This window comes from Novosphingobium sp. fls2-241-R2A-195 (assembly GCF_030209485.1).
Taxonomy (GTDB): Bacteria; Pseudomonadota; Alphaproteobacteria; order Sphingomonadales; family Sphingomonadaceae; genus Novosphingobium; species Novosphingobium resinovorum.
Genome location: NZ_JARVRY010000006.1, coordinates 368,070 through 393,960 on the forward strand (window position 1 = coordinate 368,070; position 25,891 = coordinate 393,960).

General features: G+C 67.0%; 21 protein-coding genes. 8 read left to right on the forward strand and 13 right to left on the reverse strand.

The window, feature by feature from the left end; genetic code table 11:
- Positions 1-4: 4 nt before the first annotated feature.
- From QRN25_RS07065 to fumC, 3 genes are all read right to left on the reverse strand, one after another.
- Positions 5-1,360, reverse strand: coding sequence for an AtzE family amidohydrolase (locus QRN25_RS07065; protein WP_285018219.1), 1,356 nt, complete (start codon positions 1,358-1,360; stop codon positions 5-7).
- Positions 1,357-1,533, reverse strand: a complete 177-nt coding sequence (locus QRN25_RS07070; protein ID WP_155986136.1) for a hypothetical protein — start codon at positions 1,531-1,533, stop codon at positions 1,357-1,359. The genes QRN25_RS07065 and QRN25_RS07070 overlap by 4 nt, the downstream gene beginning before the upstream one ends.
- A gap of 271 nt (positions 1,534-1,804) precedes the next feature.
- On the reverse strand, positions 1,805-3,187 hold the full coding sequence (fumC, locus tag QRN25_RS07075; protein ID WP_502910432.1) for a class II fumarate hydratase: 1,383 nt from the start codon (positions 3,185-3,187) through the stop codon (positions 1,805-1,807).
- Positions 3,188-3,380: 193 nt separating this feature from the next.
- On the opposite strand from fumC, the gene QRN25_RS07080 reads away from it, so the two are divergent.
- Positions 3,381-4,367, forward strand: a complete 987-nt coding sequence (locus tag QRN25_RS07080; RefSeq protein ID WP_285018221.1) for an aldo/keto reductase — start codon at positions 3,381-3,383, stop codon at positions 4,365-4,367.
- A gap of 4 nt (positions 4,368-4,371) precedes the next feature.
- Here the strand turns inward: QRN25_RS07080 and QRN25_RS07085 are convergent, their stop codons facing one another.
- The 6 genes from QRN25_RS07085 to QRN25_RS07110 all read right to left on the reverse strand — a co-directional run bounded on the left by QRN25_RS07085 (position 4,372) and on the right by QRN25_RS07110 (position 11,470).
- Complete coding sequence (locus tag QRN25_RS07085) at positions 4,372-5,277, reverse strand: LysR family transcriptional regulator (protein ID WP_285018222.1); 906 nt, start codon at positions 5,275-5,277, stop codon at positions 4,372-4,374.
- Between the two features lie 172 nt (positions 5,278-5,449).
- A complete protein-coding gene (paoC, locus tag QRN25_RS07090; RefSeq protein ID WP_285018223.1) occupies positions 5,450-7,657 on the reverse strand; it encodes an aldehyde oxidoreductase molybdenum-binding subunit PaoC in 2,208 nt (735 codons plus the stop codon).
- Positions 7,654-8,604 (reverse strand): FAD binding domain-containing protein, encoded by a 951-nt coding sequence (locus tag QRN25_RS07095; protein WP_285018224.1) that lies wholly within the window; start codon positions 8,602-8,604, stop codon positions 7,654-7,656. The genes paoC and QRN25_RS07095 overlap by 4 nt, the downstream gene beginning before the upstream one ends.
- Entirely contained in the window at positions 8,601-9,239 is a 639-nt protein-coding gene (gene paoA / locus QRN25_RS07100; protein WP_285018225.1) for an aldehyde dehydrogenase iron-sulfur subunit PaoA, read from the reverse strand. The genes QRN25_RS07095 and paoA overlap by 4 nt, the downstream gene beginning before the upstream one ends.
- 321 nt (positions 9,240-9,560) lie before the next feature.
- Complete coding sequence (locus tag QRN25_RS07105) at positions 9,561-10,883, reverse strand: MFS transporter (protein ID WP_285018226.1); 1,323 nt, start codon at positions 10,881-10,883, stop codon at positions 9,561-9,563.
- Between the two features lie 125 nt (positions 10,884-11,008).
- On the reverse strand, positions 11,009-11,470 hold the full coding sequence (locus QRN25_RS07110) for an Lrp/AsnC family transcriptional regulator (protein ID WP_008832262.1): 462 nt from the start codon (positions 11,468-11,470) through the stop codon (positions 11,009-11,011).
- Between the two features lie 135 nt (positions 11,471-11,605).
- Here QRN25_RS07110 and QRN25_RS07115 point away from each other — a divergent pair, with 135 nt between their 5' ends.
- Positions 11,606-12,655 carry a Leu/Phe/Val dehydrogenase gene (locus QRN25_RS07115; RefSeq protein WP_285018227.1) on the forward strand — a complete coding sequence of 350 codons (1,050 nt, stop codon included), beginning with the start codon at positions 11,606-11,608 and terminating at the stop codon, positions 12,653-12,655.
- A gap of 195 nt (positions 12,656-12,850) precedes the next feature.
- Here QRN25_RS07115 and QRN25_RS07120 read toward each other — a convergent pair whose 3' ends face one another.
- The 3 genes from QRN25_RS07120 to QRN25_RS07130 form a co-directional block, all read right to left on the reverse strand.
- Positions 12,851-14,641: an acyl-CoA dehydrogenase C-terminal domain-containing protein gene (locus tag QRN25_RS07120; RefSeq protein WP_285018228.1), complete on the reverse strand. Its 1,791-nt coding sequence runs from the start codon at positions 14,639-14,641 to the stop codon at positions 12,851-12,853.
- A 190-nt stretch (positions 14,642-14,831) separates the two neighbouring features.
- Positions 14,832-17,156, reverse strand: coding sequence for a 3-hydroxyacyl-CoA dehydrogenase/enoyl-CoA hydratase family protein (locus tag QRN25_RS07125; RefSeq protein ID WP_285018229.1), 2,325 nt, complete (start codon positions 17,154-17,156; stop codon positions 14,832-14,834).
- Positions 17,153-18,289 carry a thiolase family protein gene (locus QRN25_RS07130; RefSeq protein WP_285018230.1) on the reverse strand — a complete coding sequence of 379 codons (1,137 nt, stop codon included), beginning with the start codon at positions 18,287-18,289 and terminating at the stop codon, positions 17,153-17,155. The genes QRN25_RS07125 and QRN25_RS07130 overlap by 4 nt, the downstream gene beginning before the upstream one ends.
- Before the next feature lie 219 nt (positions 18,290-18,508).
- Between QRN25_RS07130 and QRN25_RS07135 the strand changes: the two genes are divergently transcribed.
- From QRN25_RS07135 to QRN25_RS07155, 5 genes are read left to right on the forward strand one after another with little or no spacing between them, the layout of a single operon-like run.
- Positions 18,509-18,949: a DUF2147 domain-containing protein gene (locus QRN25_RS07135; RefSeq protein WP_271181824.1), complete on the forward strand. Its 441-nt coding sequence runs from the start codon at positions 18,509-18,511 to the stop codon at positions 18,947-18,949.
- A gap of 54 nt (positions 18,950-19,003) precedes the next feature.
- The gene (locus tag QRN25_RS07140; RefSeq protein ID WP_008832268.1) at positions 19,004-20,302 is read left to right on the forward strand and encodes an OmpP1/FadL family transporter; all 1,299 of its coding nucleotides are present in this window, start codon (positions 19,004-19,006) and stop codon (positions 20,300-20,302) included.
- Entirely contained in the window at positions 20,302-22,020 is a 1,719-nt protein-coding gene (locus QRN25_RS07145) for a long-chain-fatty-acid--CoA ligase (protein WP_285018231.1), read from the forward strand. The genes QRN25_RS07140 and QRN25_RS07145 overlap by 1 nt, the downstream gene beginning before the upstream one ends.
- Entirely contained in the window at positions 22,017-22,436 is a 420-nt protein-coding gene (locus QRN25_RS07150) for a MerR family transcriptional regulator (RefSeq protein ID WP_008832270.1), read from the forward strand. The genes QRN25_RS07145 and QRN25_RS07150 overlap by 4 nt, the downstream gene beginning before the upstream one ends.
- Complete coding sequence (locus tag QRN25_RS07155) at positions 22,429-23,301, forward strand: acyl-CoA thioesterase (protein WP_285018233.1); 873 nt, start codon at positions 22,429-22,431, stop codon at positions 23,299-23,301. Before QRN25_RS07150 ends, QRN25_RS07155 begins: the two co-directional genes overlap by 8 nt.
- Here the strand turns inward: QRN25_RS07155 and QRN25_RS07160 are convergent.
- A complete protein-coding gene (locus tag QRN25_RS07160; RefSeq protein ID WP_285018234.1) occupies positions 23,283-23,858 on the reverse strand; it encodes a TetR/AcrR family transcriptional regulator in 576 nt (191 codons plus the stop codon). The two genes, QRN25_RS07155 and QRN25_RS07160, sit on opposite strands and share 19 nt — an antisense overlap.
- 137 nt (positions 23,859-23,995) lie before the next feature.
- Between QRN25_RS07160 and QRN25_RS07165 the strand changes: the two genes are divergently transcribed.
- On the forward strand, positions 23,996-25,750 hold the full coding sequence (locus tag QRN25_RS07165) for an acyl-CoA dehydrogenase (RefSeq protein ID WP_285018236.1): 1,755 nt from the start codon (positions 23,996-23,998) through the stop codon (positions 25,748-25,750).
- Positions 25,751-25,891: the final 141 nt, after the last annotated feature.

Genomic DNA, 25,891 nt, shown 5'->3' on the forward strand with positions numbered 1-25,891 from the left:
CCTGTTACCCCCTCGCCGCCACAGGCGGCGTAAAATCAATAATACGCGCCGCCCCCAGCGGCATGGAAAATCCGATCGTCCCGTTCGCTTCGAGCATGGCGGCGAAGGCGAACAGGTCGGGCTCTCGCCCTGGTCCGCCGATCAGTTGCAGGCCGATCGGCAGCATGCCCGGCCGGTAGAGCGGAACCGCCAGCGACGGCAATGCCGTGAAGGTGATCGGCTGGGTATGAATGCCCAGATCCGCTCGCGCCGGAGACAGCGCGCCATCGATCAGGATGCGCGGATCGGCGATCGGCGGCGCGAAAGTCGGCGTCGCCGGGGCGAGCAGCACGTCGTAATCGGCCACCAGTGCCTCGATCCGGGCGCGGTATTCGGCGCGGAATGCCTGCGCCTCCTCGTAAAGCGCATCGGGCAGCAGGGCACCGGCCAGCAGGCGGTCGCGGACCTGCGGATCGAAACCCATCGCATTCACCGCCAGCGCCTGGCGGTGAAGCGTGCCGCCCTCATAGGCGGTGATGATGAAGGCGGCAGAGCGCGCGCGAGCAATCTCGGGCAGTTCGATCAGCGGTGCATCGGGGGCGATGGCATCGATGGCGGCAAGCTGCTCGCCTTGCGCGTTCTCGCGGAAACGGCCGCCGAGGCGGGCGATGCGAAACTCGCTGCGGCTTGCGGGCTCGCGCCCTGCGAGTACCTGCCAGACCAGCGCCATATCCTCCACCGAGCGGGTGAAGGGGCCGATGTCGTCGAAGCTCTCGGCGAAGGGAAACACGCCGCCCAGCGGCAGGCCCTCGTGCGTGGGTTTCAGGCCATAGAGCCCGCACAAGCTGGCGGGCACGCGGATCGAACCGTTGGTGTCCGATCCCAGCGCGAAAGCGAGCAGCCCGGCCGCGACGACCGCAGCCGAGCCGCCCGAGGAACCGCCTGCGAGGCGGGAGAGATCGTGAGGATTGCGGGTCGTGCCGTAAGCCGCGTTGATCGTCGCGAAGCCGTAGGCGAACTCGTCCATGTTGAGAGTGGCGAGGCAGATCGCGCCCGCCGCCTTGAGCCTGGCCACTGCCTCGGCGTCGGACCTGGCGGGGGCGGCATCGACGTAGATCGTGGAGCCTGCCGTGGTCGGCAGCCCTGCGAGGTCGAACAGGTCCTTCACGCCGTAGAGCACACCCGCCAGCGCCCCCGGGTCGCGCCCGGCGGCCACCATCGCATCGACCGCGTCGGCCTCGGCACGGGCACGGTCGTGCAGGACGCGGGTGACGGCTACATGCTCGTCGGCGACCAGGGCGATCAGCGCTTCTTCCACCATGGCGCGGGCACTGAGCGTCCCGGCGCGCACGGCAGCGGCGGTTTGTGCGATCGTCCTCATGCCGGTTCGCCGCGCATCGTGCGGACATGGCGCGCCAGCAGCGCGAGGTTGGCGGCAACGCCAGGGGCACACTCGGGCAGGATCGGCAAGGCGCGCGCGGCAGCCGCGGCGGCTATCTCCGCTTCGCCCTGCGGGACTTCAGGACGTGGGGAATTGGCGGGGTGTTCGGCCATGGTCTCGCGCGGTCGGAAGGGTCAGGAAGGTGCGCCACGCGACCGTCAAAGTCCACGCCCCGCACCCGGGTCCTAACTGCCTTGCCAGACCTGCGCGATCAAACGCAATGATCGGAACGGATCGTTGCAAAAATGAGAACACCAACCCCATTCCAGTCTCGTCATTGCGAGCGAAGCGAAGCAATCCAGGGCAGCACTAAGCCGCGCTGGATTGCTTCGCTTCGCTCGCAATGACGAAAAAAGGGGGGAAGCGCCCTCCCCCCTTCGCCACTCACACCATGGTTTCGGGCCGCACCACGCGGTCGAACGTCGCTTCGTCCACCAGCCCCAGTTCCAGCGCCGCCTGCTTGAGCGTCTGGCCCTCGGCATGCGCGTGCTTGGCGATCTTGGCGGCGTTGTCGTAGCCGATTTCGGGCGCCAGCGCCGTCACCAGCATCAGCGAGCGGTCGAGCAGTTCGGCGATCCGCGCGCGGTTGGGCTCGATCCCGTCGACGCAGCGCTCGGCGAAGCTGACCATGCCGACCGAAAGCAGGTCGATCGAGCGGATCACCGCCGCCCCGATCAGCGGCTTGAACACGTTCAGCTCGAATGCGCCCTGCAACCCGCCGATGGTCGCCGCCTGATGGTTGCCGATGACCTGCGCGGACACCATCGTCAGCATCTCGCACTGGGTCGGGTTGACCTTGCCCGGCATGATCGAGCTGCCCGGCTCGTTGGCGGGCAGGTCCAGTTCGCCAAGGCCGGAGCGCGGGCCCGAGCCCAGCCAGCGCACGTCGTTGGCGATCTTGGTCAGCGCCACCGCCAGCGTCGCCAGCGTGGACGAGAGGTGCACCAGCGGATCGTTGGAGGCGAGCGCCTCGAACTTGTTCTCGGCAGTGCGGAACGGCAGGCCGGTGAGGCTGGCCAGTTCGGCCGCGACATCGACGTCGAAGCCCGGCACCGCGTTCAGCCCGGTGCCGACCGCCGTACCGCCCTGCGCCAGCGCGCTCACTTCGCCCGAGACGGCCGGTTCGATGCGGCCGCGCGCGAGGTGCAACTGCTGGACGTAGCCGGAGAATTCCTGCCCCAGCGTCACCGGCGTCGCGTCCTGCAGGTGCGTGCGGCCGATCTTGACGATGTCCTTCCACGCTTCCGACTTGGCCTGAAGCGAGGCATGCAACTGCGCCAGCGCCGGATAGAGCTTGTCGTTCGCCGCGCGCGCCGCCGCCACATGCAGCGCGGTGGGGAAGCTATCGTTCGAGGACTGGCCCATGTTCACGTGGTCGTTGGGATGGACCGGCGACTTGCCGCCGCGCGTACCGGTCAGTATCTCGTTGGCGCGGCCCGCGATCACCTCGTTGACGTTCATGTTGGACTGCGTGCCCGAGCCGGTCTGCCAGATCACCAGCGGGAACTGGTCGTCGAGCTTGCCCGAGACGACTTCCTGCGCGGCGCTCTCGATGGCATCGGCCACTTTCGCGTCGAGCCCGTGCTTGCGATTCACCCGCGCCGCCGCCTGCTTTACCAGCGCCAGGGCATGGACGATGGCGATCGGCATGCGCTCGGTTTCGCCGAAGGGGAAGTTCTCGATCGAGCGCTGGGTCTGCGCGCCCCAGTAGGCGCTGGCGGGTACGTCGATTTCACCGATGCTGTCGGATTCGCGGCGGGTTTCCATGGCTTCGAGACCTCCTTCGCTCATGCAATGTCGTCAGCGGGTTAGATAAGGCACAAGTTCATCATGTCCATCGCTATTGCGAATTAGTTGCATATATTTACATGCAATCTCTGCAAGCTTGCTGCGTCCCACGCGCTTGACTGGCCAGGCAATTTGGCCGACCTCTGCGGTTCCCCCGAATACAGGATACCCCATGACCAAACGCCTTCTCGCCGGCCGCGAAGTCGCCGCCATCGGCCTCGGCTGCATGAACATCGCCTGGGCCTACGGTGAGGCCCCCAGCCGCGCGGATGCTGTTTCGCTGTTCCGCCACGCGCTCGACGCCGGGTGCGACCATTTCGATACCGCCAACATCTACGGCATGGGCGTCAGCGAGGAGACTCTGCGCGAGGCGATCATGGATCGGCGCGACGAATTCTTCCTCGCCACCAAGACCGGCATCGTGCTCGAAGGCGAGCGTCGCGGCACCGACTGCCGCCCGGAGAGCATCGCCGCCTCGATCGACGCCAGCCTCAAGCGGCTGGGCACCGACCATGTCGACCTGTTCTACATGCACCGGCTCGACCGCGACACGCCGATCGCGGATTCGGTCGGCGCGATGGCCCGGCTGATCGAGGCAGGCAAGATCGGGTCCTACGGCGTCTCCGAATGGTCGAGCGCGCATATCCGCGAGGCCCATGCAGTGCACCCGATGGCGGCGGTGCAGACCGAATATTCGCTCTGGACTCGCAACGTCGAACTGGGCGTGCTGGACACCACGCGCGAACTCGGCATCGCGCTGGTCGCGTTCTCCCCGGTCGGGCGCGGCGCGCTGTGCGGTGAGATCACCGCGCCCGAGCAACTCGGCGGCAAGGACATCCGCCTGAGCATGCCGCGCTTCTCGGCAGAGCACTGGCCCGCCAACCTCTCGCTGATCGAGCAGCTTGCCGCCCTCGCCGCAGAAGCCGGGGCAACGCCTGCGCAGCTGTCGCTGGCCTGGGTACTGGCGCAGGGCGAGCACCTGCATGCGATCCCCGGCACCCGCTCGATCGCGCACTTCGACCAGAACCACGGGACGATGACGCTGGACATCGCACCGGAGGTGATCGCGCGCGCCGGAGAGATCATCAACCAGCAGACGGTCAGCGGTCACCGCTACTCGCCGATGATGCAGGCCACGATCGACACCGAGGATTATTGAGGCGTCAGCCGAGGGGCTTCATCTCGCGGATCAGGTCGATCAGCAGGCGAAGGCCCCTCGGCACCTGGCGGCGGCTGGAATAATAGATGAAGTAGCCCGGCCCCGGCGAGGCCCACTCCTGCAGCACCGCGCGCAATGAGCCGTCGGCCAGCAGCGGGGCGATGGCCGGTTCCGCCGCGTACATCAGGCCCATGCCGCTCAGCGCCAATGCGCGGCTGACGCTGCCGTTGTCGACGATGATGCCGCCGGGCACCGCCAGCGCGAGGGCCTCCTTGCCCCGGTCGAAATCCCAGTTGTACATGCGCCCGTTGCCGAGCCGCAGGCGGATGCACTGGTGCTGCATGAGGTCGTCGGGATGCTGCGGCTCGCCGTGCTTTGCGAAGTAGGCGGGCGCGCCGGCCACCACCCAGCGGAAATCCGGTGACAGGCGCTGGGCGATCATGTCCTCGGGCACGGTGCCGCCGAAGCGTATCCCTGCGTCGAAGCCCGCCTCGATCACGTCCACCATCGTGTTGTCCACGCTGATATCGAGTTCCACGTCGGGGTAGCGCGTGACGAATTCGGGCAGCACCGGCGCCAGCATCCGCATCGCCGCCTCGTCCGGGACGTTGAGGCGCACGCGGCCGGTGGGGGCATCGCGGTGGAGGTTGAGCAGATCCTCGGCTTCGTGGATCGCGGCGAAGGGGTCGCGGATGGCGGCCTGCAGGTCCTCGCCCGCCGCCGTCAGCGTGACCGAGCGGTTGGTGCGGTTGACGAGGCGGACCTTGAGCCGCTCCTCCAGCCCGCGCAGCGAATGGCTGAGCGCCGAGGCGCTGACGCCCAGTTCGGTCGCTGCCTTGCGGAAATTGCGGTGCCGCGCGATGGCGAGGAAATACGAAAGGTCGGCAAGATCGGAACGCCGGAAGGGCATTTATGCGGTAATCCCGAATACGAGGAGGGTGGCATTCTAGGACCGGAAGTCGCCCGCTGCCAAATTTTCTCATCTTTCCCGTCATTGCGAGCGAAGCGAAGCAACCCAGGGCAGCACTACGCCGCCCTGGGTTGCTTCGCTTCGCTCGCAATGACGAAGAGTGGCTAAAGGCTCAGACCACTTCGCCCAGCTTGTCGAGGTGCTTGTCCAGCGTGATCGGATAGTCGCGTACGCGCACGCCGGTGGCGTTGTAGATCGCGTTCGCCACCGCCGCGCCGACGCCGCACAGGCCCAGTTCGCCCACGCCCTTGGCCTTCATGGGAGAGACCTTGTCGTCCGCCTCGTCGAGGAACACGACCTCCTGATGCGGAATGTCGGCATGGACCGGCACTTCGTAACCCGCAAGGTCGTGGTTGACGAAGAAGCCGAAGCGCTTGTCGACCGCCAGTTCCTCCATCAGCGCGCCGCCCACGCCCATGGTCATCGCGCCGATCACCTGGCTGCGCGCCGCCGTGGGGTTGAGGATGCGGCCCGCCGCGCAGACCGCCAGCATGCGCCGCACGCGCGTTTCGCCGGTGTAGCGGTCCACCGCCACCTCGACGAAGTGCGCGCCGAAGGTGGACTGCTGGAACTTCTTGCCGAGATCGCCGAACTCGATCGAGTCCTCGACCACGATCTCGCCGCCCTTGGCCGCAGCGGCAATGTCCGCGACGCGGTTGCCGACGTGGACCTGTCCGTTCTCGAACACCGCCTCGCCCGGCCCGAGGCCCAGCTTGGTGACGATCGCCTCTCGCAGCTTGACGCAGGCGGCATAGAGCCCCGCCGTCGAGGAGTTCGCGCCCCACTGCCCGCCCGATCCGGCCGAGACCGGGAACGAGGAATCGCCCAGCTTCACCGTCACCTTGGCAAGCGGCACGCCCATCATCTCGGCCGCGGTCTGCGCCATGATGGTGTAAGTGCCGGTGCCGATGTCGGTCATGTCGGTTTCGACCGTCACCTGCCCCGAGGGGCTGAGGCGGACGCGCGCGCCGGACTTCATGTTGAGGTTGTTGCGGAACGCCGCCGCCACGCCCATGCCGATCAGCCAGCGGCCGTCCTGCACCTGGCCCGGAGCCTTGCGGCGTGCCCAGCCGAAGCGCTCGGCGCCCTCCTCCAGACAGCGCACGAGGTTGCGCTGCGAGAACGGGCGTTCGGGCTTCTCCGGATCGACCTGGGTATCGTTGATGACGCGCAGTTTAACCGGGTCCATGCCCAGCTTCTCGGCCAGTTCGTCGACGGCGATTTCCAGCGCCATCAGGCCGGGCGCCTCGCCCGGCGCGCGCATGGCGTTGCCTTCGGGCAGGTCGAGCACGGCGAGACGCAGCGCGGTCATGCGGTTGGCGCCCGCGTAGAGCAGCTTGGTCTGCTGCGTGGCGCTTTCCGGGCCGCCGCCTTCGAGATCGCCCGACCAGCTTTCGTGACCGATGGCGGTCAGCTTGCCGTCCTTCGTCGCGCCGAGGCGGATGCGCTGGATCGTCGCGGGCCGGTGCGTGGTGTTGTTGCCCATGAACGGACGCGTCAGCGCGACCTTGACCGGACGCTTTGCCGCCTTCGCGCCGAGCGAGGCCATGAGCACGTCCGAGCGCAGGAACAGCTTACCGCCGAAGCCGCCGCCGATGTAGGGCGCGATCAGGCGCACGTTCTCAGGGGGAATCTGGAGCGTGCGGGCAAGGTCGCCCGCACCCCACGCGACCATTTGGTTGGCGCTCCAGACCGTGAGCTTGTCGCCCTCCCACGCGGCAATGGTGGCATGCGGCTCCATCATCGCGTGGCTCTGGTCGGGCGTGGTGTACATCTGGTCGAGCTGCACCGGCGCGGCGGCGAAGGCTCCCGCGAAGTCGCCCACGGCGGTCGGCGCGTCCGAACCGGTGGCATCGGGCGCATCGACCTTGGCCACGGCGAGGTCGAAGGCGCCGCCGTCACGCGCATAATCGACGTCGATCAGCGCGGCGGCGGAGCGGGCCTGCTCGAACGTCTCGGCGACGACCACGGCGATCGCCTGATGGTAATGCTGGATCTTCGGGCCGCCGAGCAACATCGCGGTGTTGAAGTTGCCCTTGGCGATCTTGCCCGCGTTGCGGTGCGTGACTACGGCGACCACGCCCGGCGCGCGTTCGGCGCGGGAGGTGTCCATCGAGCGGATCGTGCCCTTCGCCACCGCCGAGCCGACGACGTAGCCGTAAGCAGGGCCAGAGTCAGGGGCGCCCGGCAGTTCCTGATGCTCGTAGGCGTAAGGCGCGTGGCCGGTGACCTTGAGCGGGCCGTCGATGCGCGTGGTGGGCTTGCCGACGACCTTCATGCGGTCGATCGGGTTGGTCCCTGCGGGTTGGTCGAACTTCATGCTTTTGCCTCCGCAAGAACCGCCGCGATGGTGCGCTGGGCGAGGGTCAGCTTGAATGCATTGTCCTCGCGCGGGGTGGCCCCGGCGAAGAGGCAGTCGGCGACGACCTTCGAGCCCTTGGGCAGCAGCGCGTCGGCTTCCTCGACACGCCACGGCTTCGGCGCGACGCCGCCGAGGGCGACGGCGCCCTTCCCGTCCTTGCCGATCACCGCCGCGACGGAGACGAGCGCGAAGGCGTAAGAGGCTCGGTCGCGGACCTTGCGATAGATATGCGTGCCGCCCTTGGGCTTGGGAACGGCGACGGAGATGATCATCTCGCCCTTCTCCAGCGCGGTTTCGACGTGCGGGGTCTGGCCCGGCAGCGTGTGGAAATCGGCGATGGGGATGGCGCGGGTGGTGCCGTTGGGGCGGATCGTCTCGACCGAGGCATCGAGTACGCGCATCGCCACCGCCATGTCGCTGGGATGCGTGGCGATACAGGCGTCGCTGGTGCCGATCACGCCGAGCGGACGGCTGAAACCGCCGATCGCCGCACAGCCCGAGCCGGGCTTGCGCTTGTTACAGGGCATGTTGACGTCATAGAAATAGGGGCAGCGGGTGCGCTGGAGCAGATTGCCCGCCGTCGTCGCCTTGTTGCGCAGCTGGCCCGACGCCCCCGCGACGAGCGCGCGGGTGAGCACGCCGTAATCCTTGCGCACGCGCGCATCGGCGGCGAGATCGGTGTTGCGCACCAGCGCGCCGATACGCAGGCCGCCGCCGTCGATAGGCTCGATCTTGTCCATGCCGAGGCCGTTGACGTCGATCAGGTGCGTGGGCGTCTCGATCTCCAGCTTCATCAGGTCGAGCAGATTGGTGCCGCCCGCGATGAAGCGTGCGCCCGGCGTCGCGGCGACCTTGGCGGCGGCGTCCTGCGCGCTCGTGGCGCGCTCGTAAGTGAACGGCCTCATGCCTTCACTCCTGCGACCTGAGCCATGGCTTCGGCGATGTTGGAGTAAGCGCCGCAGCGGCAGATGTTGCCGCTCATGCGTTCGCGCATCTCGGTCGTCGTCATCGGCGAGGGTTTGGAGACGTCGGCCGTGACGTGGCTGGGCACGCCGGCGCGGATTTCCTCCAGCACCGCAACGGCCGAGCAGATCTGGCCCGGGGTGCAGTAGCCGCACTGGTAGCCGTCATGCTCGACGAAGGCGGCCTGCATCGGGTGGAGGTTATCGGGGCTGCCGAGGCCTTCGATGGTGGTCACCTCGTCGCCCTCGTGCATCACCGCCAGGGTCAGGCACGAGTTGATGCGGCGGCCGTTGACGATGACCGTGCAGGCGCCGCACTGGCCGTGGTCGCAGCCCTTCTTGGTCCCGGTCAGCTTCACATGCTCGCGCAGGGCGTCGAGCAGCGTGGTGCGCGTGTCCAGCTCCAGCCGCGTCGCCTTGCCGTTGATCCTGAGGCTGACGGCGGCATGCGGCGGCGCGGCGGTTTGGGCCTGCGCCATCGCCACGTTGCCCGGGCCGAGCGAACCGGCGATCGCCGCGCCCGTCGCACTGGTCTTGAGAACGTCGCGCCGAGAGATCGCTCCGTATCCTTCCGTCATGGGTGATGCTTTCTTTTAAGGGACGACCACGGCAAAACCGCAGCCGGTTCACGCCTTCCTTGCCCAAGGCGCGCCCTATGTGACCATCAACCCACTCTGCCCGGATAAGTTGCCCTGCGCTACGGTGTCACGATTGCATGCGATGTTGAGTAATGTTCATCACTGTGCACAGCATAACTATACACGGCAGAATATAGTACCGCCCCGCATGTCGATATTGGATTACACCTCTTCTCGTCATTGCGAGCGCAGCGAAGCAATCCAGAGCGGCGCAAGACTGCCCTGGATTGCTTCGCTTCACTCGCAACGACGATGCAGGCTCTAGGCCGTGGCCACGCGGTCCAGCGGATTTTCGCGCCGGGTGTCGGGCAGCATCAGCGCCGCCACGAGCGACACCACGCAGAACGCGGTGACGTACCAGTAGAAGCCGTGTTCCATGCCGATCTGCTTGAAGGCGAAGGCCACGTTCTCCGCCGTGCCGCCGAACAGCGCGTTGGCGACGCCGTAGGCGAGGCCCACGCCCAGCGCGCGGACATGGACGGGGAACAGCTCCGCCTTGAACAGCCCGCTGACGGAGGTGTAGAAACTGCAGATCGTCAGCCCCGCCGCGATCAGCAGGAACGCGGTGACGGGGCTCTTCGTCGCCGCCAGCGCACTGAACAGCGGCACCGTGAACACCACCCCCAGCGCGGCGAAAGCGACGATGTTGTTGCGCCGCCCGATCCGGTCGGAGAGCAGGCCCATCAGCGGCTGCTGGATCATGAACACGATCAGCACCGCCGTCATCATCAGCGTCGCCGTCTCCTTGGCCATGCCGACGGTCAGGACGAGGAACTTCTGCATATAGGTGGTGAAGGAATAGAACATCAGGCTGCCGCCCGCCGTGAGCGCCGCGACGATCAGGAAGGCGCGGGTCGAGTGGCGGAATAGTTCCGCAAGGCTTCCAGCCTCGGCGCCTTCACGGTCCCTGGCGTCGGCGGTTTCGTGCATGTGATCGCGCAGCAGCACGATGCACCCGGCGGCGACCGCGCCGATCAGGAAGCCGATCCGCCAGCCCCACGCCTTCATCCCGGCATCGCCCAAAAGCTGTTGCAGCACCAGGATCACCAGCGTCGCAGTCAGCTGCCCGCCGATCAGGGTGACGTACTGGAACGAGGACCAGAACCCCCGCCGCTTCGGCCCGGCGATCTCGGAAAGGTACGTCGCTGCCGTGCCGTACTGCCCGCCGGTCGAGAAGCCCTGCAGCATGCGTCCCACCAGCAGCAGTGCCGGAGCCGCGACGCCGATCGTCGCGTATGTCGGAAGCGACGCGATCAGCAGCGCGCCCGCACCCATCATCAGCACCGAGACGACCATCGCCTTCTGCCGCCCGTGCCGGTCGGCATAGCGCCCGAAGAACCACCCGCCGATCGGCCGCATCAGGAAGCCCACCGCGAAGATGCCGCTGGTCGCCATGACCTGCACCAGCGCGTCGCTCTTGGGGAAGAACTCCGAGGAGAAATAGAGCGCGGTGAAGGCGTAGACGTAGAAGTCGTACCACTCGATCAGATTGCCCGCGGAGCCCGCGACGATGGCCTTGAGGCGCATCTTGTCCGTCAGTTGCGGGGCCTCGGGGGTGGGCTCGATCGTGAGGGGGTGCGACATCCGATACCTTTCATCATCCAGAACCGCTGGCAGCTTGTACCGAGGGGGCTTCGACAAGCTCAGCCTGAGCGGAATTGAGAGCAGGTCTTCAAAATCCCGCTCAGGCTGAGCTTGTCGAAGCCCCATCAGATCGGCAACGCGGTCGTCGCCTTGATCTCCGACAGCGCGACCGTCGAGGTGATTTCCTGAACGCCGGGAAGCTGGGACAGCTTCTCGAAGAAGAAGCGCTCATAGGCGCTGATGTCCTCGGCGACCACCCGGATCATGAAATCGACCGAGCCCAGCAGCACGTAGCAGTCCAGAACCTCCGGATATTCGCGGATCTTGGCGGCGAATTCATCGAGGTTCGCGCGGCCGTGGGCGTTCAGCTTCACCTGCACGAAGACATGCGCGTTGAGGCCCACCTTGTGCCGATCGACGATCGCCACGCGGCGCTGGATGAAGCCCTCGCGCTCCAGCCGGTCGATGCGCCGCCAGCAGGGCGAGGGGGACAGCCCCACCCGCTCGGCGATCTGCGCCGTTGTCTGATTCGCGTCGCGCTGCAGTTCGCGGAGAATTTTTCGCTCATAAGGATCAAGTCCGGTCATTTTCACCGCATATCACAAGCGGAACACCTTCGTCGCGTCGGATTTTCCCCGCGAGCGCCGAAATGAGGTCAGAACGCTCTCGCCCGCAGCGGCATAATGCGGGTGCTAACACCACTCCCGCATGGAGCCTTGACGATGGTTGCCCAGACCCGGCGCATGATGCCGCCGATCGAATATGTCCGCCTGTCCGACGAAGCCGCCGGTCTTGACGGCATCATCGCCATCCACTCGACCGCGCGCGGGCCTGCGGCGGGCGGCTGCCGCCTGTGGACGTACAACGACCCCGAAGCCGCCATGCGCGACGCCTTCCGGCTGGCCGAAGGCATGAGCTACAAGAACGCCATGGCCCACCTGCCGCTCGGCGGCGGCAAGGCCGTGCTGCGCCGCCCCGCCGGTGACTTCGACCGTCGCGCGCTGTTCGAGGCGTTCGGCGAGGCGGTCGAGAAGCTCGATGGCCGCTACGTCACCGCCGAGGACGTCGGCACCGGCGTCGCCGACATGGAGTGCGTGGCGCGCCATACCCGCCATGTCGCGGGCCGCACCGCGCTGCCGGGCCTTGCCGGCGGCGATCCCTCGCCCTGGACCGCGCTCGGCGTGTTCGAGGCGATGAAGGCGGCGGTCGAGTTCCGCTACGGAAGCGGCCTTGCGGGCGTGACGGTGGCGATCTCGGGCGTCGGCAACGTCGGCGCGGGGCTGGCGCGGCTGCTCCACGGCGCAGGCGCGAAACTGGTGGTCGCCGACATCGACCCGCTGCGCTGCGCGCGTCTCGCCGAGGAAACCGGCGCGCGGATCATGGGGATCGCGGGCATCGCCGCCGTGGAGGCCGAAGTCTTCGCGCCCTGCGCGCTGGGCGGTGCGCTCGATGACGCGACGGTCGAGGCATTGCACGCAAAGGTCGTGTGCGGTGCGGCCAACAACCAGCTTGCCGCGCCGCATGTCGCGGACCTGCTGATGGAGCGCGGCATTGCCTATGCCCCGGACTATGTCGCCAACGCGGGCGGCATCATCAACGTCGCGGCCGAATACCTCGGCGAGAGCGAAAGCGAAGTGCGCGGCCGGGTCATGGCGATTGGTCCGCGCATGCGCGAACTGCTGGATACCGCCGCCAGCGACGGCCTGCCGCCGCCGGTCGTGGCCGATCGCATGGCCGAGGAACTGATGCGGCCGGAGACGGTAGCTGCTTAATAGAGGCCCACCCTTGCCCCCTCCCGCAAGCGGGAGGGGAATGAGAGGTCACTCTCGTTTACACGTCGTCATTCCCGCGAAGGCGGGAACCCAACTGATGACAGAGCCTGTTGCACCGGCATCAGATGGGTCCCCGCCTTCGCGGGGATGACGGATTTTAGAACGAGGGGGTGGGCAACCCCCACCCCTCCCCCATCAGAACGCCGCGTCTTCCAGCGCCATCATCGAGGCCTTGCCCGCCTTGATCGCCAGGAACGCTGCCGTCGCCTGCGGCAGGATGCGGTCGAAGTAGAACTGCACCGTCGCCAGCTTCGCCTTGTAGAAGCCCGCGTCCTCCGAACCGCCCGCCAGCCTGTCCCGAGCGATCAGCGCCGACTTCGCGAAGCAGTAAGCCATCGCCACCAGCCCCATCAGCCGCAGGTAGTCGGTCGCCGCCGCGCCTGCTTCCTCGGGATCCTTCATGCCCTTCTGGGCGATGGTGCCAGTCGAAAGCTGCAGCGCGCCGAACGCCTTCTCCAGCGCGGCGATCATTGGCGCGAACTGCGCATCCGCCTTGTTGGCTTCCACGAAGGCCGACACCGGATGGAAGAAGCTGCGCAGATAGCGCCCCATGTGCGCGGGCATCTTGCGGCCCACCAGATCGAGCGCCTGGATGCCGTTGGTGCCCTCATAGATCATCGCGATGCGCGCGTCGCGGGCGTACTGCTCCACGCCGCTCTCGGCGATGTAGCCGTGGCCGCCGTAGACCTGCACCGCCAGATTGGCGCTCTCGTGGCCGAGGTCGGTGAACAGCGCCTTCACCACCGGGGTCATCAGCGCGATGAAGTCCTCGGCGTTCTGCTTCACCGCCGGGTCGGTGGCGTGCTTCTCGGCATCGAGCGCGCGGCTGACCCAGCCGCCCAGCGCGCGGCAGCCTTCGTTGTAGGCGCGCATCGTCATCAGCATGCGGCGCACATCGGGGTGGACGATGATCGGGTCGGCCGGGCCGTTCGGGTTCTTGACGCCCGACAGCGAGCGGCCCTGCAGGCGGTCCTTCGCGTAGTAGACCGCCGACTGATAGGCCGCCTCGCCCACGCCGAGCCCCTGCACGCCCACCGAGACACGCTCGGTGTTCATCATCTTGAACATGGCCTCCATGCCCTTGCCCGGCTTGCCGACGATCCAGCCGGTGGAATCGTCGAAGTTGAGCTGGCAGGTGGCCGAGGCCTTGAGCCCCATCTTGTGCTCGATCGCCGCGACCGAAACGCCGTTCGACGGACCGGGGGTGCCGTCGTTCTTGGGCAGGTACTTGGGCACCAGGAACAGGCTGATCCCCTTCACGCCCTCCGCCGCATCGGGCAGGCGCGCCAGCACCAGATGGACGATGTTGGGCGTCAGGTCATGCTCGCCCGCCGAGATGAAGATCTTGGCGCCGGTCAGCTTGTACGAGCCGTCCTCCTGCGGGACGGCTTTCGTGCGCAGCATTCCAAGGTCGGTGCCGCAGTGCGGCTCGGTAAGGCACATCGTGCCCGACCATTCGCCCGAGACCATCTTGGGCAGGTAGAACTGCTTCAGATCGTCGCTCGCGTAAGCCTCGATCGCGGTGGTGCCGCCGTGAGTCAGACCCGGGTAGAGGCTGAACGAGAGGTTGGCCGAGCAGATCATCTCCTCGGTCATCTTGTTCACCGCCTCGGGCAGGCCCTGCCCGCCCCACTCGGGGTCGGACGCCAGCGCGCACCAGCCGCCGTCGCGGAACATCTCGTAGGCTTCCTTGAAGCCCTTGGGGGTGCGGACCACGCCGTTTTCCAGCACGCAGCCCTCGATGTCGCCCGAGCGGTTGAGCGGCAGCAGGACTTCCTGCGCCACCTTCGCCGCCTCTTCGAGCACGGCGTCGACGAGGTCGGGGCTGAATTCCTCCAGCGCCTCCAGATTGCCGAAGCCGTCGTCCTGATGGAGTTCGTGGATCACGAACCGCATGTCGCGCAGGGGCGCCTCATAGACTTGCATGTGTCACTCTCCTCGCGGGTTACGCTGCGTCTTCACACCCCACTCTTCGTCATTGCGAGCGGCCCAAAAGCACTTGGGGCCGCGCGGCAATCCAGGGCGGCGCAAACCGCCCTGGATTGCTTCGGCCTTCGGCCTCGCAATGACGAGAGGGGGGTGGTCAATCACGGCGGCCTCCCGTTGTCCTCTTGTTTCAGTTCCGCAGCGGCTTGCCGGTTTCGAGCATGTGCTCCACCCGGGCGATCGAACGCGGGCTGCGCACCAGCCGCATGAACGCCTCGCGCTCCAGCTTGAGCAGTTCCTGTTCGCTCACCACATCGACCAGATCGGCCTCGCCGCCGGTCAGCACCGTCGCCAGCGCGTCGGAGACGACCATGTCGTAGTCAGTGGCCTTGCCCTGCTTGTGGAAGCCCTCGGCCGCCATCGACAGCGCGGTGCGGCCACTCTCGCCGGGCAGCCGGAAATGCGGAGCCTCGCGCGGCTTGTAGCCCTCGACCAGCGACAGCGCCTTCTGCTTGGCGTCGTAGAGAAGGCGATCGCGGTTCATGGTGATCGCATCGTCGGCGCGCAGGAACAGCATCTCCTTCGCCTGCGCCGCAGACTTGGAAACCGAGGCGGTGGAGACCGTCTCGAACACCTTGGCGACGGCAGGCATCGGCCCCTTGGGCATCATCGGATTGCTCTGCCAGCGGTCGAGCAATTCGCCATTGCCGCCCCAGCCCGGAACGAGGCCGACGCCGCACTCGACGAGGCCCATGTAAAGCTCCGCATGGGCCTGGATGGCATCGCAGTGAAGCAGGATTTCGCACCCGCCGCCCAGCGCCATGCCCGCCGGTGCGCCGACCACCGGGAACGGCGCGTACTTGAGGCCCTTGTACGCCATCTGCCCACCGGCGACGAGCTTCTCGATCTCGCTCCACGCGGCGATGTTCACCGCGAAGATCGCGAGGCCGAGGTTGGCCCCGGCCGAGAAGTTGTCGGCGTCGGTGTAGACGACCAGAGCCTTGTACTTCGCTGCCACCAGCGGGATCGCCTCGACGATCAGCTTCATGACCTCGCCGTCGAGCGCGTTCATCTTGCCGGTGAATTCGAGCGCGGTGACACCGTCGCCGATATCCCACAGCGCGGCGGAGGCATTCTTCAGCAGCGGTTTGCCTGCCAGCTTCACGTCGGCAAGGCTGAGGACACCTTGGGGGCGTTTAATGTCCTCGTAGGTGCCGCCCGGTGCCAGTGCCTGTCGCACCCCGTTTTCGATGCGATAGAACGGCCTGTCGCCCGCCACCTTCAGGATTTCCGGGACCGGTTTGCCTTCGGATTCAAGGCGCTGCGCCAGCCAAGCGGCTCCCAGCTTGTCGATCATCTCGAACGGCCCGGCCTTCCAGTTGTAGCCGAGCTTCATCGCATCGTCGATCGCCACCACATCGTCCGCCGCCGACGGAATCAGCGAAGCCGCGTAAGCCAGCGTCCCGCCCAGAACCGCCCAGGCGTACTCGCCGATCGGCCCCTTGGTCTCGACCAGCGCACGAAGGTCGCCGCGGCCCGCCTTGCCCGAGGGACCGGTGGCGCGGATGGTCTCGCGGTATTCGCCGGTCGCAAGGTCGATGGTCTCCTTGCGGCGGCTCATCTCCTTGTTAAGACGGTAGAATCCGCCCTTTCCCTTGCGTCCGGTATAGCCGTCTGCGATCATCTTTTCGATCAGCGGATGGCTGCGCGCGATGGCGTGGTAGGGGTCGTCGTTGGGCAGCGTCGAGGTAAGGCTGGCCTGCAGATGCGGCATCAGGTCGATGCCGACGAGATCGACGAGGCCGAAGATCCCGGTCTTGGGCACGCCCATCGGCTTACCCGCAACGGCATCGGCCAGTTCGACGCTCAAGCCTTGGTCGAAGGCCGCGTTGAGACCCAGCTGGATCCAGTAAGTGCCTATGCGATTGGCAATAAATCCCGGCGTGTCCTTGGCCTTCACCACCGTCTTGCCCATCGCCACGTCGGCGAACTGCTCGACCTTCGCGGCGACACCGGCATCGGTATCCGGCCCGGTGACGATCTCCAGCAGCCGCATGTAGCGCGGCGGGTTGAAGAAGTGGGTGATGAGGAAGTCGCGCTTGAACGCCTCGGAACGGCCATCGACCAGCTGCGCCAGCGGGATCGTCGAGGTGTTGGACGACACCGCCGTGCCCTCGCGCTTCACCGCCTCCAGTTTGGCATAGAGGCCCTGCTTGATGTCGAGGCGTTCGATGACGGCCTCGACCACCCAGTCGCATTCGGCAATCTTTTCAAGGTGATCCTCGATGTTGCCGGTCTCGACGAGCTTCGCGGCGGCCTTGCTCATGAAAGGCGCGGGCTCGGTCTTGAGCATCTTCGCCACCGCGCCTTCGGCCACGGCATTGCGGTTCGCGCCATCCTTCGGGACGATGTCGAGCAGCAGCACCGGCACGCCCGCATTGGCGACTTGTGCGGCGATCCCGGCACCCATGGTGCCCGCGCCGATGACGCAGACTTTCTTGATGGAGCCGCTCATTCCACGGCCTCCAGAACGGTGGCGATACCCTGACCGCCGCCGATGCACTGGCTGGCGAGCGCGTACTTGCCGCCCTCGCGCTTGAGCAGCGATGCCGCCTTGCCGACGATACGCGCACCGGTCGCGCCAAGCGGGTGGCCGATGGCGATGGCGCCGCCGTCGATGTTCACCTTGGCGGCGTCGAGGCCCAGATCCTTGATGCAGGCAAGTGCTTGGGATGCAAAGGCTTCGTTGAGTTCCACCACGTCGAGGTCACCGGCGGAAATCCCCGCGCGCTCCAGCGCCTTCTGGCTTGAGAGGATCGGCCCAAGGCCCATCGTCTCGGGCGCGCAGCCGGAGATGGCCACCGACTTGATGCGGGCGAGGATCGGCAGTCCGTGAGCACGCGCGTATTCCTCGGTGGTCACCAGCACCGCGCTGGCGCCGTCGGTCAGCGGGGAGGAGGTGCCCGCCGTCACCGAACCGTTGGCATCGAACGCGGGCTTCAGGCCAGCAAGGGCTTCGGCGGTGGTTTCGGGACGGATCGTACCGTCCTCGCTGACGGTGCCGCCCTTGGTTTCGATGGGCACGATCTCGTCGGCCAGCTTGCCTGCTTCGCGCGCGGCGGCGGCCTTCTTCTGGCTCTCGACGGCGAGCGCTTCCTGTTCGCCGCGCGAAATCTGATACTGGGTGGCGACGTTTTCGGCCGTCTCGCCCATGCCGATGTAAGCGGCGGTCGACCTGGCCAGCGCCGGGTTCGGCAGCGGATTGAAGCCGCTCATCGGCACCCGGCTCATCGATTCGATACCGGCGCAGATGAACACCTCGCCAGCCCCTACGGCGATCTGACCCATGGCGATGTGAATCGCGCTCATCGAGGAGCCGCAGAAACGGTTCACCGTCATCCCGCCGACCGACTGCGGCAGTCCCGCAATCTGGCCGATCAGGCGCGCGACATTAAGCCCCTGCTCTCCCTCGGGAAAAGCGCAGCCCACGATGATGTCCTCGATATCGGCGGGCTCCACGCCGGTCTTGGAAATCAGCCCCCGGATCACCTGCGCGGCGAGGTCGTCGGGGCGGACGCGGGCCAGTGCGCCCTTGTTGGCCAAGTGAAACGGCGAACGGGCGTAGCCCGCGATCACGACGCTTTGCATGCATTCCTCTCCATGGGCGGACCCGGCCGGCTTGAGTGCCGAATCCATAGCGATCCTCGTTCTCCCGAACGTCTTCCCTTAAGGTGCGAATCTTTCCCTATACGTCAAGCAAATTTTGGGATATGCTGAGTCCATCCGGTCGGGATCGGTCGTCACCTGCGAAGTCAGGGGCACGGTTCCAGCTTAGAAATCCGGGCGAGAGAGATGGAGAGGTCGCAAATGCACTTCCTTAAACTTACAACGCTGGCGTTGGGTTCCAGCGCTGCGATCGTCGCCGCATCGCCGGTGCTGGCGGCGGATGCGGGCGCGCTGGCAGGCTCGTGGCGCACGCCTGCCAAGCACGGCGTGGTCGAGATCGAACGCTGCGGCGGCTCGATCTGCGGCAAGCTGGTGTCTTCCGAGAACATCCTGAAGAACCCGGAACTCAAGGACATCAACAACAAGGACGCATCCAAGCGCGACCGCCGCCTCAAGGGACTTCAGATCCTCGGCGGCTTCAAGCAGGACGGCAACGCCTGGTCGGGCGGGACGATCTACAACCCGGAAGACGGCGGCACCTACAAGGCCACGATCACCCCGGCGGGCGCGGACACCCTCAAGCTCAAGGGCTGCATCGTCTGGCCGCTATGCAAAACCCAGACATGGACGCGGATCAAGTAGGCCGCGCGGCAGTTAAGTAGCTGCCAAAAAGCAATTACCTAGGGAGAGTACCGAATGCATACCAAGTACAACCGCATCTTCCTTGCGAGCGCGGCCAGCGTCGTCGCCTTCGCGTGGAGCGGATCGGCGAGCGCGCAGGCGTTCTACCTTCAGGAGCAGTCCGTCCGCGGACAGGGCCGCGCCTTCTCGGGCGAGGCGGCTGATACCGGCGTCGATTCTCTCTGGTGGAACCCGGCTTCGATCGCGGGCATGCAGGGCGGCGAGGCATCCGTGCGCGCCAGCGCCATCCTGCCGCGCGGCAAGGTCGTGGACAACGGGACCGTGATCGTGCGCCCGCTGCAGGCCCCGGCCTCGGTCGGCGGCAATCCGGTGGCGAAGAACCCGATCGATAACGGCTACCTGCCTTCGGGAGCGATCGCCTATGGGTTTGGCCGCGTGGCGGTGGGCCTGTCGCTGACGGCACCCTATTCGTTCACCACCGACTACGACGCCGACAGCTGGGCGCGCTACAGCGCCGACAAGACCAAGCTGCGCACGTACGACATCCAGCCCTCGATCGCGGTGGAACTGGCCAAGGGCCTCTACATCGGCGGCGCGGCGAACATCGAGTACGTCGATGCGACGCTGGGCAACTACCTCCCCAACCTGTCGCCGCTGCTGGCGGACGGGCACCAGACGCTCAAGGGCAACGGCTGGGATGTGGGCTGGTCAGCCGGTGTGCAGTACCATGACGGCCCGGTCTCGCTGGGCTTCGCCTACAAGTCCTCGATCAAGCACAAGCTGGATGGCACGGTGACGCTCGAAGGGCTGGCCGGTCCGCTCGCAGCGCAGAACGGCACGATCGACGCCAAGGCTTCGTTCAGCACGCCGTGGATGTTCATCGGCAGCGCCCGCGCGCAGATGAGCAAGAGCCTGACCCTCAACGCGCAGGTCGTGCGCATGGGCTGGAGCGAGTTCGACACCATCGACATCGGCGCGCCGATCAACCAGTCGATCCCCGAGAACTACCGCAACAGCTGGACCTGGGCGATCGGCGCCGACTATCAGGTCAACCCGCAGTGGGTGCTGCGCACCGGCTTCCAGCGCGGCATCACCCCGACGCAGGACGGCAACCGCGACGCGCGCGTGCCGGACAGCAACCGCTGGAACTTCTCGGCAGGCACCAGCTATTCGCCGAGCCCGGCCTTCACCATCGACGCGGCGGCCTCGTACATCACCTTCAAGGATGCTCCGATCGACCGCATCACCGCTGCCTATGCGGGCACGGCGGTGCAGACGCCGGTGATCACCAACGGCGAGCTGAAGGACGCTTCCGCTCTTGTCTTCTCCCTCGGCGCAAGGATGCACTTCTAATGATCGACGCGGCGACGATCGGCGGGGTCGCTCCCGCCACTGCCTCCTCAACGACGGACGAGATGCCGCCGATCGCGCCGCGTCTTCTGACCGACCTGCTCGACCATGCCGTGGACGCCCACGGGTCATGGTCGGCGGTCGACTTCATGGGCCGCAAGTGGACATATTCGGAAATCGGCGCGCTTGCGAAGCGTGCCGCCCGCGGCCTGCAGGACCTTGGTGTCACCAAGGGCACCCGTGTCGGCCTGTGCCTGCCCAATACGCCCTACTACGTGGTCGCCTATTTCGCGGTTCTGCGGATCGGCGCGGTCGTGGTGAACTTCAACCCGCTCTACACCGAGCGCGAGATGGCGCATCAGGTCACCGACTCCGGCTGCGAGGTGATGATCGCCACCGATCTCGCGCTCTGCCTGCCCAAGCTGGAGCCGCTGGTGGGCAAGACCTGCCTCAAGCGCGTGGTCGTCTGCCCCTTCGCCGACGCCCTGCCCGCGATCAAGCGCCGCGCTTTCCTGCTGTTCAAGCACCGCGACATCGCGCACGAGCCGCACGACCTGCGCTATGCGCGCTGGGCCAACCTGATCGCCCGCGATGCAGAGCCGGACCCGGTCGAACGCCATCCCAACGATCTCGCCGTGCTGCAGTACACCGGCGGCACCACCGGCGTCCCCAAGGGCGCGATGCTCAGCCACGCGAACCTGGCCGCCAATTCGGCGCAGATGATCGCGCATGTCGGCCACATGCCCGAGCATCAGGAGCGCACCCTGGGCGTCCTGCCACTGTTCCACGTCTTCGCGCTGACGACGGTGCTGAACTACTCGGTCGACACGGCGGCGGAGATGATCCTGCTCCCGCGCTTCGAGATGAAGTCCTTCCTCGCCACCGCCAAGCGCACGAGGCCGACGCAGTTCTTCGGGGTGCCCACGCTCTACACCGCACTCAACCACCAGCAGCTTCACGGCGAGTTCGACAACGTGCGGGTCTGCATCTCCGGCGGCGCGCCGCTGCCGCTGGAGGTCCGCCGCGAGTTCGAGGAGAAGACCGGTGTGAACGTCGTCGAGGGCTATGGCCTCTCCGAAGCCAGCCCGATCATCGCCTGCAACCCACTCGAAGGACTGGTCAAGGACAACGCCTGCGGCCCCGCCTTCCCCGGCACCGCGCTGGAAATCCGCGATCCCTCCGACCCCACCCGCCTTTGCGCGCCCGGCGAAAAGGGCGAAGTCTGCGCGCGCGGCCCGCAGATCATGCAGGGCTACTGGGGCCGTCCCGAGGACACCGAGAAGACCTTCATCTACGGTGCCCTGCGCACCGGCGACATCGGCTATCTGGATGAGGACGGCTATCTGTTCCTCGTCGACCGGATCAAGGACGTGATCCTCTGCGGGGGCTATAATGTCTATCCGCGCATCATCGAGGAAGCGCTCTACGAGCATCCGATGGTCGCCGAGGCGGTCGTGATCGGCATCCCCGATGCCTATCGCGGGCAGGCTCCCAAGGCGTTCGTAGTGCTGCACGGGGGGGACATCCTGGATCAGGAGACATTGCTGGACTTCCTGCGTGAACGGCTGAACAAGATCGAGATGCCCGCCTCGATCGAGTTCCGGGATTCGCTCCCCAAGACCATGGTAGGCAAGCTGTCCAAAAAAGACCTCGTCGCGGAAGAAGCTGCCAAGCGTGAGGGCCAAAACTCTGGCCAAGGCTCGGGCGGAACCGCAGCTTGAGCGCCGCGCCCGCTCCCGAACCGCCGCAACTTCTGGGGATCCAGGAAGCCGCAACCCTGCTCGGCGTGACGATGCGCACCTTGCGCTTCTATGAGGACAAGGGCCTGATCGCGCCGCAGAGGGTCGGCACCACCCGCATCTATTCGCGGCGCGAGGTCGGGCGGATGCAACTGATCCTGCGCGGCAAGCGGCTCGGTTTCTCGATCCGGGAGATCAAGGAGTTCCTCGATCTCTACGACGTCGATCCCGAGCATCACGAACAGGTCCGCGCCCTCAAGTCCAAGGTCGGCGAGCGTATCGCCGACTTGCGCAAGCAGAAGCGGGCGATCGACCAGACACTGGAGGAACTGCTCTCGATCGAGCGGCAGGCCCTTGCGTGGCTCGAAGGCTCCCCGCTAAGGCCCGTCGATGACTGACCCTGCTGCTGCCGTCGCCGAACTGCGCGCCCTCCTCGAAGTCGAGGAGATCGACACCGACCTGTTCCGCGGCGGCGCCTCGGAGGAACGGCCCGGCCGCGTGTTCGGCGGCCTCGTGGTGGCGCAGGCGCTGGCGGCCGCCGCACGCGATCTGGCGGGCAGCGATCGGCAGGCCCATTCGCTCCACGCCTATTTCCTGCGTGCCGGGGACACGACGCGGCCGATCATCTACCGCGTGCTGCGCGACTTCGACGGCGGCAGCTTCGCCAACCGGCGCGTCGTGGCGATGCAGGGCGGCAAGCCGATCCTCAACCTGGCGGCCTCGTTCCATCGGCGCGAGGACGGCTTCGCCCACGCCGCCGCCATGCCGCAAGTGCCCTTGCCCGAGCAGTGCCCGGACCTCGTCACGGCACTCGCGGCGACGGGCCAGAAATTCCCGCAGGCCATGCTCGACCGCCTCGCCGCGTTCGAGATCCGGCCCGGCCCGCCTGCCGTGCAGGGCTCGGATACCCCTCACCAGTTCCTGTGGTTCAAGCTGGCCGCGCCGATCGACAGTGACGAAGTGCTCAGGCGCGTCGTGCTGACTTACGCCAGCGACTTCGCACTCGTTTCCACGGCGATCCTGCCCCATTCGAAGGCCATTTTCTCGCCCGGCATGCAGGTCGCCAGCCTCGACCATGCGGTGTGGTTCCATTCCACACCGCCGGTGGACGACTGGCTGCTCTATGCGATGGACAGCCCCTGGGCCGGCCACGCGAGGGGCTTTGCGCGCGGCGCGCTTTACGACCGGGCGGGAACGCTGGTCGCCAGCGTAGCGCAGGAAGGGCTCTGCCGCGCCGTCCCTACTCAGGAACCGACCGCGTAGACCCCGAGGATCTGGTCGGCGACTTCATCGAGGGTGAGGCGCCCCGGCCGATACCACTCGCTCGCCGAATTGAGCGTGGCGAGCAGCAGGATGCGATAGATCGCCGGGTCGCGCCCCGGCTGCGGCGGCAGGGCATCTACGAGGTCCGCGAACAGTAGCTCGAACGCATCGCGCCGCGCGACCAGTTGCACGCGCACGGAGTCGGGCACCGCGCGAAAGTCGTTCATCAGCGGCATCGTCAGCGAGGCCGGGTCGAGCTGGATCGCCAGCAGCACCCGGCACGCCCTGGCCAGCCGCGCAGCGGGCTCCTCCACCCCTTCGATCGCCGCGCGGATGCGGTCTTCTGCCGCCTGCAGCGCCGCATCGTGGATGCGCACGAAAAGCGCGTCCTTGCTCTTGATGTAGTGGTAGAGCGAGCCGCCCAGCAGGCCCACCCGCTCGCCGATGTCGCGAATGCTGGTCGCGGCATAGCCCCGCTCGGCGAAGAGGGCGGCGGCGGCGGCCACGACCTCGTCCTCGCGCGACGGGTTCGACTTGTCGGGGTGGCGTGCGTTCATTCGGTCTGCGTTGGCGCGCGGCCGACCGATCGGCAAGGAAATTCAAGGGTCATGGCAACATCGCCTTGATTGTAACGATCGTTTGGTACAGTGAGATGGAAAGCCGCGCAAGCACGCAAGCCCCTGTGGAGACGACCATGCCCTCGACCTACCAGCCCCCCGTCGCGACGATGCGTTTCTTGCTGGAGCACGTGCTCGATTTCGACGCGCAGATGGCCACGCTGCCCAGGTTGGAGGAAGTGACGAGCGAGCTTGCAGGCGAAGTCCTGACGATGGCCGGTCGCATGTGCACCGAACGCCTAGCCCCGCTGAACCTGCCGGGCGACGCGGCGGGCACGAAGCTGGTCGACGGTAACGTCGTGACCGCACCGGGCTTCGCGGAGGCTTATGCGGAATTCGTCGAGGCGGGCTGGCCCGGCCTCGCAGGCGATCCCGAGTTCGGCGGACAGGGCCTGCCGCGCACCGTGCAGATCATGCTCGACGAGATGGTGTCCGCCGCCAACTTGTCCTTCGGCCTGTTCCCCGGCCTTACCCGCGGCGCGGCGGAAGCGCTTGCCGCGCACGGCTCGGAAGAACTCAAGGCGACGTACCTCGGCAAGCTCGTCACCGGCGAGTGGTGCGGCGCGATGGCGCTGACCGAGGCTTCGGCGGGCACCGACCTCGGCCTGCTGCGCACCCGCGCCGAGCCACGCGGCGACGGCAGCTATGCGGTGACCGGAACCAAGATCTTCATATCCTCGGGCGACCAGGATTTCGGCAACAACATCGTCCACCTCGTCCTCGCCCGTCTGCCCGATGCTCCGGCCGGAGTGAAGGGCATCAGCCTGCTGCTCGTCCCCAAGTTCCTGCCCGGAGCCAGCGGCGCCTTCGACGAGCGCAATGCGATGTCGGTCGGCGCGCTCGAGCACAAGATGGGCATCCACGCCCAGCCCACTTGCGTCATGAACTACGACGGCGCGACCGGCTGGCTGGTCGGCGAGGCCGGACGCGGGCTCAACGCGATGTTCACGATGATGAATGCCGAGCGCCTGTTCGTCGGCATCCAGGGGCTCGGCCTTGCCGATGCGGCGACGCAAAACGCGGTCGCCTATGCCCGCGAGCGCCTGCAGGGCCGCGCCGCTGACGGCCGCCCCGGCCCCGTGCCGATCATCGCCCATGCCGACGTGCGCAAGATGCTGCTCGCCTGCCGCGCCTTCGTGGAGCCCGCGCGTGCCCTCGCCGCGTGGACCGCGATTCGCATGGACATCGCCGACCGCCACCCGGACACCGCGACGCGCGATGCCGCCTCCGCCGACGTCGCCCTGCTGACGCCGGTGGTGAAGGCCGCCTTCACCGACTTCGGCTTCGAGACGACGGTGCTGGCGCAGCAGGTCTTCGGCGGCCACGGCTACATCCACGAAGCCGGGATGGAGCAGTTCGTCCGCGACGCACGCATCACCCAGATCTACGAGGGCACCAACGGCGTACAGGCCATGGACCTCGTCTCGCGCAAGGTCACGCTGAACGGCGGCGCCCCCTTGCGCGCCTACCTCGACGGAATCGCGGCCGACATCGACAAAAGCGACGCGAGCGACCTCGCCGCGCAGATGCGCGCCGCCCTCGCCATGCTGCAGGAAGCCAGCGCCACCATCGCGGCCGCATCGGGCGATGCCGATGCCCTCGGCGCGGCGGCCACCGAGTACCTCAACCTCTTCGCGCTGGTGTCGCTGGGCTGGATGTGGGTCCGCATCCTCGCCGCCGCCCCGGCGCTGGAGGATGCGCGCAGCCGCGACACCTACGCCGCCCTCGCCGCCTACTACGCGAGCTACGTGCTGCCCCGCGCAGGTCTGCACGCGGCCCGCATCGCCGCCGGTCCCGCCACGGTCATGGCGCTCGACGAAGCGCTGTTCTGAAAGCCTTTTCCCCGCCCCTCTCCGCTCGTCCCGCCGCCCGCGCGGCGTGACGCATAGGCTTGGCATCGTCTGCGCGAGGCAACCACTGCGCCTCGCAGGCTTTATGATGACAAAAGCACATACGGAGCATGGATGATAATG